The following is a 15,949-nucleotide window of genomic DNA, read 5'->3' as shown; positions in this document are numbered from 1 at the left end:
TCAAAAGATATATGGAACAAATTATTGTAAAAGATTATGAAACGTCAGATAGTAGAGTTAATTTTGGTCAAGTCATACAGGCTGGAATTGTAATAACAGATGAAAAATTAAAAATTAAATCAAAACATGAATTGAGATGCAGATTAAAACCTAATGTTATCCCAGCTATTGGTGCAAGTCTTGTTCACCGAGCTTCAGTAGATCAGTTAAAAAATTCTAATATGTCCCATTACCAAATGGTTTTAGAACATTACAAAATTATCAAAGATAACACTCCTTCATTTATAACTGGATTTAATAACGTAGCATTCGACCTAGAATTTACACGCAGAATGTACTTTAAAAGCTTAATACCAGAAGTTTACCAAACTAACACAAATGGCAATAAACATCTTGATATATTGAATGTAGCAAGAGCATCAAAATTTGTAGATGATAATGGAATAAAAACAAAATTATCAGAGAAGGGAAGACCATCATTTAAGTTGGTTGATTTATGTGAAGCAAATTCAATTGATAACGGTACTTCACACGATGCCGTCACTGATTGTTTAAATACTTTGGCTATAGCTGAAATTATTTACAAAAAAACTAATAATGTTTGGAATGATGCTTTAATAACAACTAATAAAAAAGATACTGAAAATTTCATTTTAAAGAATAAAATTTATACTTCTTTAGAATATTTTTATGGAAGATCTGTGCCTTTCGCCTGTCATCATATTTTATTTCATCCTGAATTTAATTGGTCAATAAACTGGGATATCAAGATAGATCCTTCAAAATATTTGAATATGGATAGTCAAGCATTATCTAAAGCTTTAGATGCTTCGCCTAAAGTACTTCGTACTGTTAAAGCAAATAAAAGTCCTGTTTTATTAAAATCAGATTATGCATTGAATACAGAAAATTATTCAAATATTGGAATAGATGAAATTAATAGAAGAGTTAAAGTTTTAGATAATAATCCTAAATTTATTGAGTCAATAAGCCTAATTCTTTCTGATAAAGCTAAAGAAAAAATGTCAATGGATCAAACAGAAATTCTTTTTGAGGAAACTATTTATGCAGGTGGTTTTGCTAATGAAAAAGACAAAGCATTAATGAAAAAGTTTCATGAGGTTGACTGGAAAGAAAAAGTTAATTTGATAGAAAAATTCTCAGAAGAACGCTTCCAATATTTTGCAGAATGTTTAGTTTATGAGGAAAGTCCAGAATCATTACCCAAAGATGTTTATAATAAAATTAACCGAAGTTTTGCTCAAAGATTATTGTCCACAAATAAAGAGAAGTGGGAAACAACCTCTAGTTTTTTTAGTGAAGTAGATACTTTGCGTGAGACAAAATATAAAGATAAGCCAGAGATGCTTAAAGTTTTAGAGGGATATAATAAGCATGTTATGGAAATCCAAACAAAGTTTGAGAATGCTTAATATTCTAATAAATTTAATAGTATTTTCTAATTGTATTAAGCCAATTTATCACTTGAATAAAAAAAATTAAAAATTATATATTAACTATGCTTATAGATTTTAAAGACGAAAACTGGGAAGATAAAATTAAAAATGAAGACAAGTGTGTGATTCAATTTTCAAGTTCGTGGTGCCAACCTTGTCAAAATTTAAAGCCCGTGATGTCTACGCTTTCAGACTCAGATAAATATAAAGATAATAATTTTTATTATGCAGACATAGAAGAAGGTGGCATAAATTTAGGATCAGCAATGGGGATTCGTTCAATTCCTTGTACTATCGTGTTTAGCAAAGGTGAAGAAGTGGAAAGACTGTTGGGATTTCCAGGTGAAGCTAAAGTAAAAGAATTTTTAAATAAATCTCTAGTTTAAGTTTAAAATTTCTCCCAATAAATAAAACGATCCTATAATACATATATAAGAATTTTGAGATTCATTTGAAACGTTAGTTATTGCCTCTTGGATATTGTTAGCTAACTTTATATTTGTAAAATCATCTTGTATTTTTAATTTAAATTCTTCTTTTGATATTGATCCTTCTTGATTGGGAATATCGATTAAGGTTAAGGATTTTATTTTACCTTTAAAATTACTCATAAATTCTTTGTGCTGCTTGTCACTCATCATCCCAATAATCAAGTTTATATCCTGATCTAAAGTATTCATCCATTTAGAAAGTGCAGCACCTGCTCCAAAATTGTGTCCACCATCGCATACAAGGCGATTATTTTGAGCTATTGTTTTTAGTTTTCCAACTTTAATTTCCTGAAGTCTTCCTTTGAGGTCTACTTGGGTTACAGCTTTTTTTATATGTTCATCTTTAATATTGAATATGTTCCTAGCAGCCATGATAGCAGTACTAATATTGGCTAATTGATGTTCTCCAAGAATATTTGGCTCTGGTAAAATTATACTACCTTTAGCATCTTCATATTGAATAAAATTATTTTCTGCTGTTAAATAATTAAAATCATCTCCATAAAAATATTTCTCAGATTTATTATCTTTAAGAGCGTTTTTAATTTTTAGTGTAGTTTCTTTATTTTCCTGTTTATTAATAAATATTTTAGAAGTTAATAGTCTTGTTGTTTTTTCATGAATAATTCCATCTATTGATTTATTTTCTAACCATGAAAGATGGTCGATAGAAATACTACCCAATAAGGTACAAAGGTTATTTTTGAAAACATTTGTCGAGTCCATTCTGTGGAAGAGGCCCGCTTCTATAAATGTGACATTATCCTTATATTGTTCACAGTATTTAAGGTAAGCACAGGTTAATGCTTCAAATTCACTTAAATTATCTGAACCATTAATCTTTTCAATATCTTCTAATAAATCAGCTAAGTTATCTTCATCTATTTCTTTGTCATCATAAACGTAACGTTCTCTGTATGATTGTAAATGAGGGGAGGTATATAAATTACATTTATATCCAGCTTGATTAAGAATAGATTGAAAACTCTTTATCATTGAATACTTAGAGTTTGTACCTACTACACTAATAACGTTCTTTAGTTTATCTTGTGGGTTTCCAAGCTTTTTTAGTAAATTAAATGTACGATCGAGAGATAAATCTATCTTTTTTTTATGAAGCTTTTGTAAGCGCTGTATTACTTTCTGTAGTTTCATTTTCTACAGTTTTTATAGCAGAATTTTTCTTTAACAAAATTGATAATAATGAGCCAATCTTTTCTCTTAGATCTTTTCTCTCGACAATTAAATCTACAAATCCTGATTTCTGCACGTACTCACTTCGCTGAAATCCAGAAGGTAATTCTTCTCTGATTGTATTTTTAATCACGGCTGCCCCAGCAAATGCAATTAAAGAACCAGGTTCAGCCATGTGTAAATCGCCTAACATTGCATAGGATGCGGTTATTCCACCAGCTGTCGGATCAGTTAGCACAACAATATAAGGTAAATTATTTTTTTTAAGTTCATTTATCGCTAGAGTAGTTCGTGTCATTTGTGAAAGAGAAATCAACGATTCCATCATCCGCATCCCTCCACCACATGAAAATAAAACTAAAGGCTGTTGATTTTCAATTGCGTGTTGGGCAGCATATAGTATGGCCTCACCTTCACTACTTCCAACTGAGCCACCTATAAAATCAAAATCAGATGCAATCGCTGTAATTTTTAAATTTAGAATATTGGTATTAACAACCATCATTCCACAATCCATACCAGTTTTTTTTCTAGCAACTTTTAGTCTGTCTTTATAAGGTTTTGCATCATTCCAATTTAAAGGGTCGTCTTGAGGAATGGGAGTTTTTAAAACTTCATAATTGTTTTTGCCAAATATAATATCAAATCTTTGACGTGGGCTTATTCTGTGGTGTTTGTTACAAGACGGGCAAACCCACAAGTTTTCCTCTAAATCTTTTTTCAAGATAGGCCCCTTACAACATGAGGTCCAATCACTATTAGCTATTTCAGTTTTGGTTGCACGTGCTTTAATGATGGTTTTTATCTTCTCACCAAATCTTAAAGTTTTTTTAATCCAATTCATGCTATTTTTTTTCTTAAGTTTAACACAATATTAGTTACATTTGTGACAGGATTTTGGCGTTTTTTAATAGAATTTGATATTTCTTTACACAAAGCACTTCCAACCACTAATCCATCAGCCTTTCTTAAAGATGCTATAGTTTTTTCAGTGATCCCAAAGCCTATTACAATATTCTTATTTTTATTAAGTTTTTTAATCTTACTGTAACGCTCTAATATTTTTTTAGGTGAAACCTTTAGTTTGCCACCAGTTGTTGAGAGCATACTGATATAATAAACCATATCATGAGAGTCTTTTATAATCTTTTTCATTCTACTCGGAGACGTAGTAGGAGATACTAACTGAATAAAACTAATACCTTTTTTCTTACATTTTTTTGCAAATTCTTTATTTTCTGGATAAGGAAGATCGACAACAATTAATCCATCTACACCTACTTTTTTGCAAATATTTATAAAGTTATTCTCACCATATTGATAAATCATATTATAATAACCCATCAATATTACAGGTTTTGATTGTTTTGATTTTTTAAAATCTTTAACTATTGAAAAAACATCTTTAATTTTAATACCATTTTTTAAAGCTCTATAAGCACTCGATTGAATCTGACCACCATCTGCAATTGGAGTGTTATGAGGAAATCCTATCTCACAAATATCAGCATACTTTGCAATTGATTTTAATATCTCAAGAGATTTCTTTTTAGTATTATCTCCAGCTACTGTGTAAGTTAGTAATGCAGGTCTTTTTTCAGTTTTTACTTTTTTAAAGGCTAAGTTAATTAATGACATCTTAGTTAATTTTTCCTAGTCTTTCTTTTAAAATATCACGATCTTTTTTTGCATCACCACAAGAGTTAACAATAATGATAGTATCGTTACTTAATTTTGGTGCAATTTTTATAGCTTCTGCAAAAGCATGACTTGGCTCTAAACTTGGGTTTATTTTTTCAAGTTTTGTAACTAGTTTGTATGCATTTAAAGCACCTTCATCAGTTGCAGATGTATATCTCGCTCTTTTAGTATCTTTTAAGAAACAGTGTATAGGTGACACACCAGGATAATCTAATCCAGCAGAAATAGAGGCGGTATCATTAATTTGTCCCTCATTGTTCTGACAAACATAAGCTGCAGCTCCATGTAATATTCCAAGTTTAGCACCATTAGTTAGAGGTGCTGCATGTAGATTTGAATTTTTTGGTCCCCCAGCTTCAACACCAATTAATTCAATTTGTTTTTTATCATAATCGATAAACTCACTCCAAAAACCATAAGCAGAACTTCCACCACCCACACAATTAATAAGTTTAATTTTTTTAGGCATCCTTTTAAACTCTGACTGAATTTGTATTTTTAGCTCTCTTGAAATTTGTGCTGTACTCCAACCACAAATTTTAACAAATATATTAGGACCTACTGTTGAACCAACACACATATGGGTGTTATCACAATTTGAAACCCAATAACGCATACACTCACTAACGGCATCTACTAATGTTTGGCTCCCTGAATAAACAGGCACAACTTCTGCACCATTCTTTTTCATTGCATCTACATTAGGCTTTTGTCTTTTTATATCTTTTGCACCCATGAATATTTTGCATTTTAGGCCAAACTTTTTAGCAGCCATACTTAGCATCTTTCCAGCATAACCTGCACCCGTATCACCAACGACATATTTTTTTCCTGCCTTTTTAGCAATAAGGCAATGAACTGTTGCATTGTAGATTTTATGAGCTCCTCCATTCGCCTCTGATACCATTTTGGCATATATTTGGGCTCCACCTAAGTGACCCGATAGGTTTTGAAGTTTAATAAATGAAGTAGGAGAACCTATGTAGTTTTTAAAATAATAGTCTCTTTCTTTAAGAAATTTCTTATCGTATCTAAGTTTTTCAAAAAGTTCAGTTAAGTCCTCAATGGGCTTTTTTAAAGTTTCAGGTATAAAATTACCACCAAACTTATTACCCCAAAATCCATTTTTATTGTGCTGATCAATTAAAGGAATTTTTTTTTTAAGCTTCATTGTTAATTTGTTTAATTTTGTTTAAAAAAATATTTATTTTTGAAATATCTTTTAATCCAGATGTTTCTAGACCTCCAGAAATATCTATAATGTCTGCTATTTCTTTATAATTTTCAAGTTTATCTTCAATTTGAATATTTCCAGCAAGCATCAATTCTTTATTAATTTTAATATTTTTAATTAAATGATGATCAAAAGACATACTTTTTTCATAACCTTTGCTATCGAATAGTATTATATCTGCAAGCTCATTATATTCTAAATATTTAACCGTATCATTTTGGTTTTTCACAGTTATCGCAACAATAATTTTCTTATTATATTTTTCTTTAATTGATTTAACTTCAGTAGGTGTACAATCATAAAGTTGATAATAATCGAATGATAAATCCTTTATTCTTTCTAATATATCTTCATTAGGTTTAACTAATACAGCAACATATTCTGATTTTTTTTTATCTACTTTTAGTAGCTCTTTAAGCTTATTGTGCTCAACAAATCTTTTTGATTTAGGCCAGTTACAAATAAACCCTATCATTTTAGGTGGGGTAGGATGGGAAGTTAAAAATTCTAAAGTTTTAGAGTCAGAGATCCCACAAATCTTGCAGGGCTGGATCATTGATTTAAGTGGTTAATTAATCTTTTAATGTTATTTTTGATATTACCCTTTACTAATGATCTTCCCATTACAATACCAGAAACTTTATTTTTAAAAGCATTATTAGGAGTCATCACTCTAGATTGATCATTTGCATCATCTCCTGGCAGTCTTATTCCTGGTGTAACAATAAATAAGTTTTTATATTTTTTTCTAACTATTTTTGCCTCTTGTGCAGAACACACAATTCCAGCTGCGCCTGATTTTTTTATAAGGACTGCTTGTTTTAATACTAACTGTTCTACTGTTTTGGTGTGACCAATCTCTTTAAGGGATTTTTTGTTAAGGCTTGTTAAAATTGTAACTCCTAATACTTTTAAATTTTTGTTAATTGATTTAGCTTTTTTTGTAATAGCTTTAAGCATTTCAAGGCCACCGTTTGCATGGACTGTAATATATTTACATTTCCTTAAATCTTTTAAACTATTCATTGCAGATAACGCAGTTTGTGGAATATCATTTATTTTTAAATCTAAGAAATAATCTCTTTTAAAATTTTGAAGAAAAGCTCTTCCATTCTTTGAATAAAAAAACTGTAAGCCAAATTTTGGAATTATTTTAAGTCTATTAGTTTCAGTGTCTTTAATTATTTTTTTGATTTCTTTTAAGCTTGATGTATCACAAGCTACAAAGATATTTTTATTTATCATCGTTTAATTTTTTAAACATTTCCTTGGACATTTTAAAGTGAATTGTTTTTTTTTCAGGTGTATTTACTTTTTCTCCTGTTTTAGGATTTCTTGATATTCTTGCTTTTTGAATATTAGTGGAGAACATGCCAAAACCCCTCAATTCTACACGATCCCCTCTTTTAAGTGCCTGCTTTATTTCAGTAAGAATAATATCAGTGAACTTTTCTAGGTCTTTTTTTAAAAAATTTGGGTAGTTATTAGCGAGTTGTTTTAGCAGCTTTGATTTTACAATAGCCAATTTTTATTCGTCTTCTTTTTTCTTTTTCTCTAAATCATCAGATAATGATGAGAAAGGTAAGTTTTTACCACTAGCTTCAGAACCATAAGTATCTAATGCAACTTTACGTTCAATTTCTTCTAAAAGCTTAATACTTAGTGTTACTTTTCTCTTATCTAAATCTAACTCTTGAATAGCACAGTCAATTCTTTCTCCACCTGTAAATCTAGCAGGTCTTGCGTCAGCTGCGTTAATAGCTATTGCAGATTTTTTAATAATGAAATCCATTTCACAGCCTTCAGGTCTTACAACAAGGCCTTTATTGTCAGTTGAAACAATTTTTACTGTAATAGTTTGTTTAACTTTTTTATCATTAAACCAATCAAAAGGGTCTGGTTGAGTTTGACGTAAGCCAACTCTAACTTTTTGTTCTGCGGCTTTTATTTCTAAAACTTTAACTTTTAATTTATCACCAATTTTATATTTAGCTAATTCCTCCTCACCATTATTTAGGTAAGTTAAATCATTACAATGCAAGAAAGCATCAATATCTAAATCATCAACTTTTAAGAAAATAGAATATTCATTTTTACTTGCAACTTCTCCCTCAACTTCAGATCCAATTGGGTAAGTTTTTTCAAAGGTTTCAAAAGGATTATCAGTTGTTAAACGGTGAGATATTGCCACTCTTCTTTTCTCTTTATCAATTTCAGTGATTACACAATCAATTTCATCTCCAACTTTAAACATTTTTTTTGCAGAAATATTTTTTTTAGTCCAACTTAATTCACTCGAGTGCAATAAAGTTGATAATCCTTTTTCAAGCTCACAAAAAGCTCCAAAGTCCATAAGCTTAACTACTTTTACTTTGTAGATTTTATTTAGTTCATAATTTGAAATGTTTTCAAAAGGATCTGGTGTGAGCTGTTTTACCGAACAACCAACTTGAAGCTTTTCAAGATCAACACTGATTACTTTAAGGTCATGTTTCTCACCAATTGTAAAAACTTCATCAGGGTGATTAACTCTTGAATAAGAAATCTCTTGTAAGTGAACCAAAACATCAAGTTCACCGTTAACACTAAAGAAACAACCAAATGAACTGTAACCTTTTACTTCAGCACCTTTAATTAAATCTCCAACTTTGAATTTTTCAACGATTTTAATTTTATCTTCTTTTTTAAATGAAGAAATTATTTCTCTTCTAGAAACACATGCATTTCCTCTAATTTTATCTAATTTTATTAGCGCAAATTTTTGAGGCTCATTCATTAAATGACTTATGTCTTTTAATGGCTTATCTGAAATTTGAGATCCAGGTAAAAACATTAAAGAACCAGTATCGATGTGTTCAACTATACATCCACCTTTAACGCGTCCAGTAATTTTACCCATGATAGGTTCATTTTTTTCATAAGCTTCGACAAGCTTATCCCAACCTTGGATTTTTTGAGCTTTTGATGCTGAAACTAATACTTCACCTTTTTTGTCTTCTAATCTTTCAAGAAGAACAGAAATTTTTTCACCTACTTTTGCTTTATCAAGCATGCCCATGCTTTTTAATTCATTAATATCTAAGATAGGCTCTGATTTTAATCCAGGTACTTCAAGAAATACAAAGTTATCAGTGACTTTATTTACTACACCGGTAATGATTTTTCCTTCTTCAAGGTTTGCTGTTTTAGTAAATTGTGAATTTAGTAGTTGCTCGAACTCTTTAGAGGCGGGGTTTGAAAGGTCTTTATAAATTTCCATTAAGCTTTTAGTTTCCTATCTATAATTTGTTTAATTTTTAAAAAGCATGATCTTTTAGTTAAATTTGTAGTATTAATCAAGATCGAATCTCGAGTTCTCATAAGGGGTGAAACTTTTCTATTATAGTCACTTTTGTCGCGGTTTTTAATACTTTTTAGGACTTCGTTAAAAGATATTTTCTTATTTAGATCTTTTAACTCTTTATATCTTCTTAAAGCTCTAGTCTTAGTATTCGCTGTTATAAAAAATTTAAAGTCAGCATTGGGAATTATCTTATAAGTTATGTCTCTTCCATCTAAACAAGATCCATTATATTTTTTTGGAGGATGATAAGCACTTTTAATTTGAAATGCATGAACAAGTTTTCTTATTTTTTTATCTTTTGATATAATTGATGCCATTGTTCCAACTTCATCAGATAATAATTTTTTATTTTGTAAATCTTTCATAGTTAATTTGAGCATCTTTTTTTTGATCAAACTATGACTATATCTATTAGCTTGAGTAAGTTTAATATTTGCAATTAATCTATAAATTTTTCCTGTATCTAAATAAAGTAAGTTAAAATGTTTAGAAATTAATTTTGCTTGAGTGCCAGCACCAGCAGCAGCAGGTGAGTCTATTGCAATTTTAATTTTTTTTTTTAATTTCATAGTGATGAATGATTCATATCTTTAATTATTTTCAAAAAAGATGGAAAAGAAGTGTTTATAGAATCTTTATCATGAATTTTCCATTTTCCACCAAAGGTTAAGGCAGCAATTGTACTCATCATAAAAACTCTATGATCCTTTAGATAGTTTTTAACAGTTATTAGTTTTTTTATTTCTAAATTAGGTTGCCCATAAATTTTAATAGAATCTTTTGTTAAATTTGTTTTTATACCCATCATATTTAAAATTTTAGAACCCCAAATTAACCTTGGGCTTTCTTTTTGGTTTAGTTCTGAAAGGCCTTTAAAATAAGAAATACCTTTTGCTTTTGCTGCAATTAAAAAAATAACCAAGAATTCATCAATGGCACTACTGTTTAATTCCACTGGACAATTAATAGCTTTAAGTTTTTTTGAACTTTTTATTAAAATATCAGAAATTTTTTCTCCTCTATAATTTTTTTGGTTTTTAAGTATTATTTTGGCTCCCATTTTTTTTAAGATTGTAATAACTCCTACTCTAGAAGGATTGATATTTACATTCTTAACTAAAAGTTTTGAATTATCAGCAAGTGTTGTTAGTACCATAAAAAAAGCACTTGAGCTTATGTCTCCTGGAATTTGATAATTGAAGGCATTAATTCTTTTGGGTCTTTTAACATCTATAAAATCAAACTTTTTAGTCTTACTTACCTTGATTGGAATTTTTAAATATTTAAAAAGTAATTCGGTATGATTTCTTGATTTCTTTGCTTTAATAGAAGTTGTTCCTGATGCATTTAATGCTGCAAGCATTACGCTACTTTTACATTGAGCTGAACCTCTGTTCTCCAAATATTTAATACTTTTTGCTGATTGTGTGCCAAGAATTATTAAGGGTAGTTTATTCTTGATCTTATAAGTAAATTTTACTCCAAATTTCTCCAAAGGTGTGGTTACTCTTGAAAAGTCTCTTTTAGACAAACTTTTATCACCAATTACTTTTATTTTTTTAGGAGATTTAATTAAAAGACCTAGAATTAATCTACCAAGTGTTCCAGAATTTTTAGCATCTATTGTTAAGTTTTTTTTATATTTAAAGCCATTAATCCCGTTACCGACTATTTCACAGTAATTTTTTTTCATCCTCACTTTTATGCCAAGTTTTTTGATGCTATCAATTGCAGCCAATACATCTTCTGACATTAAAAGGTTGAAACCTTTCGATTTTCCAATTGCTTGAGATGCTAAAAGAACCCATCTTATGCTTAAACTCTTGTCTCCACTAACTTGTATCTTTTTATTAAATTTTTTTATCTTATCTTTAATTATGAGTGTTTTTGGCATGTCTAATTGAATTTAAAAGAGTCACCAAAATAAGCATTTTTAGCCTCAGTGTTATTAATCAATTCATTAGGAGATCCTTGTGCTACAATCTTACAGTTTGACAAAATTACCGCAACATCCACACAGGAAAGTAGATCGCGTGCTTGGTGATCACAAATACAAATGGTTATATTGCTTTCTGTTTGCAGATTAACAATAATTTCTTGTAGCATTTTAATAGTTAGAACATCTAGCGCTGCAAAACACTCATCAAGCAAGAGTACTTTTGGGTCACTTAATAAGGCAAGAGCAATTACTAGCTTTTTTTTTTGTCCACCAGATAGAAACTTTGCTTTAATATCTCTGATAGCATCTAATTCAAATTTTGCTATAAGCATATTAATCTTATGATAAATTAAATTTTTATCATCAATTACAATTTCTGCTATTGCTTTTAAATTTTCCAATAAAGTAAGATCACTAAAATAACCACCGTATTGAGGAACATACCCAATTTTAAATTTTGTAGTTCTCAAATAAATTGGGTAATCAACAACATCTATCCCTTCAAATTTAATTTTACCATAGTCAGGTTTAATTAGTCCTGTGATTAAATTAAAAATTGTTGATTTCCCAACTCCATTTGGTCCTAACATTCCTAAGATTTGTCCATGATTAATCTTAAAACTTACGTTGTCTAAAATTTTTCTCTTGCCAAATGATAATGATATATTTTCTAGAGAGATTATGGGCCAAGGGTTTTTAAAAGATTTAATTCTAAATTTTTTAATTACACCCATATTATCTAGTTCCTTCGATTAACACTTTTTTTCCAGTGTCATTCATAAAAATTTTAGTGTCTTTAGTAGTAAGATTCATTTCAATTTTATCAGCAAATAAATTTGTTTTTTTTCCAGTATAAATAACATTTTCAGTAAACGTTCCAAGATTACTTAAAAAAGAAAAATCTAAGTATTCTCCAATTATTTTATGCTCTGGATAAATAACTATTACATTTTCAGAAAAAATAGTATCATAATTTTTTGAATTATATTTGCCAAAATTAGAAGTAATTTTAACTTTGTCTGAATCCTTTATATAAATAAAAGCCACGACATCTTTCAAAAACATCACATCAGAATTTTCAACTTTAATTTCAGCTTGTTTTGCAGTGATCTGATATCTATTACCTTTAGTGTCAGTAGAAACATAATTAATATCATCAATATAGGTTGAGGTGCTATTTTGATTTTCATCAATCTTTTCTATAACTTTAGTTTCCTTTACAACTTCAAAATTCTTAGTGAAGTATTTTAAATAAAACCATAATGAAATGATGATAATAATAAGAACCATTATAACTTGTAGACCTGTCTTTTTACTCATTTAATGAATGTTTGACTGAAGTATGTTGTGAATATGCAAAATTCCGACAGTCTTTTTTTTGTTCTTATCTTTGTGAACACATAGAGAGGTGATTTTCTTTGCATTCATTATGGATAGAGCCTTTTCAGCAAGAGTGTCTTGATTGATGCTGACAGGGTTTTTGGTCATAACCTTTTTGACAGATAGATCTCGGAGATTATTACTCACTCCGTTGAACCTTCTAATTTGTCCATCTGTAATAATTCCTGTAGTAATTTTCTTATTATTTTGAACAATTAAAGTACCTAGTTTTTTGTTTGAAATAATTTGTAAAGCTTTTTTCATATTTAAGTTTTCATTTACGAATGGAATTTTACTTCCTGTAATCATTAATTCCTCAACAATCCTAAGTTGTGCACCAAGATTTCCAGAAGGATGAAACTTTTTAAAATCTTTTTTATTAATATTTTTTTTATTCAATACGGCAACTGCCAATGCATCACCTATGCTTAATTGATTAATCGTACTTGAAGTTGGAACAATGCCTAGACCTGCCTCAGTCACTTCTGGAATAAGGAGTTTAATATCAGAGGCTTTATACAATATCGAATTTTTCTTTGACATTATTCCTATTAGAGTAATCTTATTTCGATTTGCATATTTTATAACATTTTTTAGTTCTTCGGTAGAACCAGAGTAACTTATTAAAATTAAAATATCTTTTTTTGAAATGCTACCAAGATCACCATGAGAACAGTCGTTTGCAGAGAGTGAAAATGAAGGTGTTCCAACAGAAGAAAGTGTTGCTGAAATTTTTGCTGCTATTAATCCACTTTTGCCAACTCCACATAATATCACTTTAGACTGACAGTTTGCTAGAGATTCTACCGCCTCATTAAAAGAATTATTAATTGAATTTTTTAATTTTTTTAAGGCTTTGATTTCAAGATCAATTACACTTTTTGCAATTTTTTTATAATTTTTTTTTTTCATTTAATGAGACCATATATCGTCTTTAAATAAAGCCAAATCAAGATCAACTCTAGTTTTTAAAAATGCTAAACAGCTCTTATATAAATCAACTCGTTTTTCCCTTACAAGGATTTTATTTAATTCTTCATGAATTTTATGTAAATAAATAACATCATTGGCACAATATTTTAATTGTGCTGGAGATAGCTCTCCTCCAAAATCTGAACTTTGAAATTGTTTACTTACGTCTACATTCATAAATTCTTTAATTAATGTTTTTAGGGAGTGACTATCTGAATAGGATCTAGCTAACTTCGAAGCAATTTTTGTATCAAGAATATTATTAGTTTCTGTTTTTAGGTAATGTTTTATGTGAGCCATGTCCGCCCTACCATAATGAAATATTTTTGTGATTTTTTTGTCGGAAAGTACTTTATTTAAGTTTGGTGCATCATATTTTTCTCTATCAAGTTGGACAATATGAGCATCAGAATTACCAGTCGATATTTGAATAAGACATAAAGGATCACGCTTAACGTTGAGACCCATAAATTCTCCATCAACTGCTATAATATTGCCTAAATCTAAATCTTCTGGTAGATCACTCTTGTGAAGTTTAATATCAATATTCATTTTTAATTATATATATATGAAAGCAAAAAATTGTCTAATCTTTGGCGGTAGCGGTCAAATAGGTCGTCATTTAATAAGAAAGCTTACTAAAAAAAATTATAAAGTAACTGTAGTTACTAGAAACCTTCATCAAAAAGGATATGCAATAAAAACTCAAGCTAATGCAGGATACATAGACATTGTTGAAGCTAATATCTTTGATGAAAAAAAAATTAGAAAGCTTTTCTCCCAAACGGATATTTGTATAAATTTAATTGGTATTTTGTATGAAAGTGGCAAGGGTAATACTTTCAAAAACATTCACTCAATTTTTCCATCTATTTTAGCTAAATTTTGTAAAGAATATAAAGTTCAGCAATTTATTCATTTGTCAGCATTAGGGGTAAACAATGCAATAGATTCAGAGTATGCAAAAAGTAAATTAGATGGCGAACTTAGTATTCAAAAAAATTTTCCATTAGCAACAATATTAAGGCCTTCTGTAGTTTATTCAGTTGATGATAATTTTACTACGTCTTTTATGACCTTACTAAGTAGGCTTCCATTTTTCCCTCTTTATTATAATGGATCAACTAAATTTGCTCCAATACATTGTTCGGACTTAACTGATATTATTTACCATGTTGTCTCCAAAAATATTTATTCTAAAATTGTAGAGTGTGTTGGGCCTGACATCTTATCCTTAAAAGAAATTTTAAAAAAATTATTATATTTAATAGATAAAAAAAGATTATTAATACCACTACCTCTTTTCGCAGCAACTATGTCTGCTAAAGTATTTCAATTATTTCCAAAACCACTTCTAACAATAGATCAACTTACACTTTTAAAATATGACAATGTACCTTCAGGTAAATATCAAACCAATGCTGATATTGGAGTTCCAAGTACAAGAGTATTTGATAATGAAGTGGAAAAATATAGCTATATGTGGAGAGAAGGTGGGCAATTTTCTACAAAAAAATATAACCCAGCTAATTCTTAATAGAACTCCCTATACAAAAATTGTATGATCATTTATGATAATTAATATAATTTATTTTTTAATATTCTCAATTTTCACTTTCCTAATTTATCTAATCATAAAATCTTTGATCAGAGGATTTAATGAAAAAAATAAGAAATAAGATTAACTAAATTTAAAAATTATTAAGCAGTATTAGTTTTTTTATCAATATACTGGGGGGTCTCTTCATCTTTGTCAGCTACAGGCTCTTCTTTTTTTCCTTTTGGCTGATAGGCATATAGCAAATGAAGTTTGCAATATGAAAAATCTTTTAGAGACGATCGTCCACAAAAATAAAATGACTGTTCTTCCGGATGTCCTATAGGCCACTTACAAGAGTTCTCATCTAGTTCTTCTAATTTCTTAGGATTTTCTGGTTCAAAATCTTTTTCAATAATTAAGGACTGAAACTTACTTTTTCTACCTTTTCTTTGTTTAGAAGAACCTTCTTCTGAAATATTATCAAAATTTTGGCTTGAAGATGCATTTCTTGTTTTAATTTTTGATGATAAATTTAATCTATGAGCTTTGCCAATTACTGCATTTCTAGTAATACCACCAATTATTTCAGCGATTTGGCTTGCAGTGCTCCCTTTGCCCCAAAGCTCTTTTAACTTTTCTACTTTTTCTTCGTTCCAGCTCATATTCTATATTTAGTATGTTAATTAATTTTATAACTA

Annotated in this window: 18 protein-coding genes; 3 read left to right on the top strand and 15 right to left on the bottom strand. The window is 29.1% G+C overall.

Annotated features, from left to right (window positions below):
• The first annotated feature begins 11 nt into the window (after positions 1 to 11).
• A complete protein-coding gene (locus E5R92_RS03790; RefSeq protein ID WP_168606776.1) occupies positions 12 to 1,433 on the top strand; it encodes an exodeoxyribonuclease I in 1,422 nt (473 codons plus the stop codon).
• Between the two features lie 86 nt (positions 1,434 to 1,519).
• On the top strand, positions 1,520 to 1,843 hold the full coding sequence (locus tag E5R92_RS03785) for a thioredoxin family protein (RefSeq protein WP_168606775.1): 324 nt from the start codon (positions 1,520 to 1,522) through the stop codon (positions 1,841 to 1,843).
• On the opposite strand, the gene E5R92_RS03780 is transcribed toward E5R92_RS03785, so the two are convergent.
• Genes E5R92_RS03780 through E5R92_RS03715 form a run of 14 tightly spaced genes read right to left on the bottom strand, consistent with a single transcriptional unit; the run spans position 1,835 to position 14,263 of the window.
• Positions 1,835 to 3,103, bottom strand: coding sequence for a bifunctional folylpolyglutamate synthase/dihydrofolate synthase (locus tag E5R92_RS03780; protein ID WP_168606774.1), 1,269 nt, complete (start codon positions 3,101 to 3,103; stop codon positions 1,835 to 1,837). The two genes, E5R92_RS03785 and E5R92_RS03780, sit on opposite strands and share 9 nt — an antisense overlap.
• Positions 3,060 to 3,986, bottom strand: a complete 927-nt coding sequence (locus tag E5R92_RS03775; RefSeq protein WP_168606773.1) for an acetyl-CoA carboxylase carboxyltransferase subunit beta — start codon at positions 3,984 to 3,986, stop codon at positions 3,060 to 3,062. The genes E5R92_RS03780 and E5R92_RS03775 overlap by 44 nt, the downstream gene beginning before the upstream one ends.
• Positions 3,983 to 4,780, bottom strand: a complete 798-nt coding sequence (gene trpA, locus E5R92_RS03770) for a tryptophan synthase subunit alpha (protein ID WP_168606772.1) — start codon at positions 4,778 to 4,780, stop codon at positions 3,983 to 3,985. The genes E5R92_RS03775 and trpA overlap by 4 nt, the downstream gene beginning before the upstream one ends.
• A gap of 1 nt (position 4,781) precedes the next feature.
• Positions 4,782 to 6,014 (bottom strand): tryptophan synthase subunit beta, encoded by a 1,233-nt coding sequence (trpB, locus tag E5R92_RS03765; RefSeq protein WP_168606771.1) that lies wholly within the window; start codon positions 6,012 to 6,014, stop codon positions 4,782 to 4,784.
• Entirely contained in the window at positions 6,004 to 6,633 is a 630-nt protein-coding gene (locus tag E5R92_RS03760; RefSeq protein ID WP_168606770.1) for a phosphoribosylanthranilate isomerase, read from the bottom strand. Before E5R92_RS03760 ends, trpB begins: the two co-directional genes overlap by 11 nt.
• Positions 6,630 to 7,322 carry an orotidine-5'-phosphate decarboxylase gene (gene pyrF / locus E5R92_RS03755; protein ID WP_168606769.1) on the bottom strand — a complete coding sequence of 231 codons (693 nt, stop codon included), beginning with the start codon at positions 7,320 to 7,322 and terminating at the stop codon, positions 6,630 to 6,632. The genes E5R92_RS03760 and pyrF overlap by 4 nt, the downstream gene beginning before the upstream one ends.
• The gene (locus tag E5R92_RS03750) at positions 7,312 to 7,602 is read right to left on the bottom strand and encodes an HU family DNA-binding protein (protein ID WP_168606768.1); all 291 of its coding nucleotides are present in this window, start codon (positions 7,600 to 7,602) and stop codon (positions 7,312 to 7,314) included. The genes pyrF and E5R92_RS03750 overlap by 11 nt, the downstream gene beginning before the upstream one ends.
• 3 nt (positions 7,603 to 7,605) lie before the next feature.
• Positions 7,606 to 9,336, bottom strand: a complete 1,731-nt coding sequence (locus tag E5R92_RS03745) for a S1 RNA-binding domain-containing protein (RefSeq protein ID WP_168606767.1) — start codon at positions 9,334 to 9,336, stop codon at positions 7,606 to 7,608.
• Positions 9,336 to 9,989, bottom strand: a complete 654-nt coding sequence (locus E5R92_RS03740) for a (d)CMP kinase (RefSeq protein WP_168606766.1) — start codon at positions 9,987 to 9,989, stop codon at positions 9,336 to 9,338. The genes E5R92_RS03745 and E5R92_RS03740 overlap by 1 nt, the downstream gene beginning before the upstream one ends.
• Positions 9,986 to 11,314 (bottom strand): 3-phosphoshikimate 1-carboxyvinyltransferase, encoded by a 1,329-nt coding sequence (gene aroA / locus E5R92_RS03735; RefSeq protein WP_168606765.1) that lies wholly within the window; start codon positions 11,312 to 11,314, stop codon positions 9,986 to 9,988. Before aroA ends, E5R92_RS03740 begins: the two co-directional genes overlap by 4 nt.
• A gap of 2 nt (positions 11,315 to 11,316) precedes the next feature.
• Positions 11,317 to 12,093 carry an ATP-binding cassette domain-containing protein gene (locus tag E5R92_RS03730; RefSeq protein WP_168606764.1) on the bottom strand — a complete coding sequence of 259 codons (777 nt, stop codon included), beginning with the start codon at positions 12,091 to 12,093 and terminating at the stop codon, positions 11,317 to 11,319.
• Position 12,094: 1 nt separating this feature from the next.
• The gene (gene lptC / locus E5R92_RS03725) at positions 12,095 to 12,679 is read right to left on the bottom strand and encodes an LPS export ABC transporter periplasmic protein LptC (protein ID WP_168606763.1); all 585 of its coding nucleotides are present in this window, start codon (positions 12,677 to 12,679) and stop codon (positions 12,095 to 12,097) included.
• Positions 12,680 to 13,651: a KpsF/GutQ family sugar-phosphate isomerase gene (locus E5R92_RS03720; RefSeq protein WP_168606762.1), complete on the bottom strand. Its 972-nt coding sequence runs from the start codon at positions 13,649 to 13,651 to the stop codon at positions 12,680 to 12,682. It abuts the gene before it with no gap.
• A complete protein-coding gene (locus E5R92_RS03715; RefSeq protein WP_168606761.1) occupies positions 13,652 to 14,263 on the bottom strand; it encodes a ribonuclease D in 612 nt (203 codons plus the stop codon).
• A gap of 16 nt (positions 14,264 to 14,279) precedes the next feature.
• Here E5R92_RS03715 and E5R92_RS03710 point away from each other — a divergent pair, with 16 nt between their 5' ends.
• On the top strand, positions 14,280 to 15,248 hold the full coding sequence (locus E5R92_RS03710) for a complex I NDUFA9 subunit family protein (RefSeq protein ID WP_168606760.1): 969 nt from the start codon (positions 14,280 to 14,282) through the stop codon (positions 15,246 to 15,248).
• Between the two features lie 164 nt (positions 15,249 to 15,412).
• Here E5R92_RS03710 and E5R92_RS03705 read toward each other — a convergent pair whose 3' ends face one another.
• Positions 15,413 to 15,913, bottom strand: a complete 501-nt coding sequence (locus E5R92_RS03705) for a GcrA family cell cycle regulator (protein WP_168606759.1) — start codon at positions 15,911 to 15,913, stop codon at positions 15,413 to 15,415.
• Between the last annotated feature and the right edge of the window lie 36 nt (positions 15,914 to 15,949).

The sequence above is a fragment of the Candidatus Pelagibacter giovannonii genome, from assembly GCF_012276695.1.
In the GTDB taxonomy this organism is placed as follows: Bacteria; Pseudomonadota; Alphaproteobacteria; order Pelagibacterales; family Pelagibacteraceae; genus Pelagibacter; species Pelagibacter giovannonii.
Note: the sequence above shows the minus strand (reverse complement) of the source record. Positions and strands in the feature narration are given on the sequence as shown.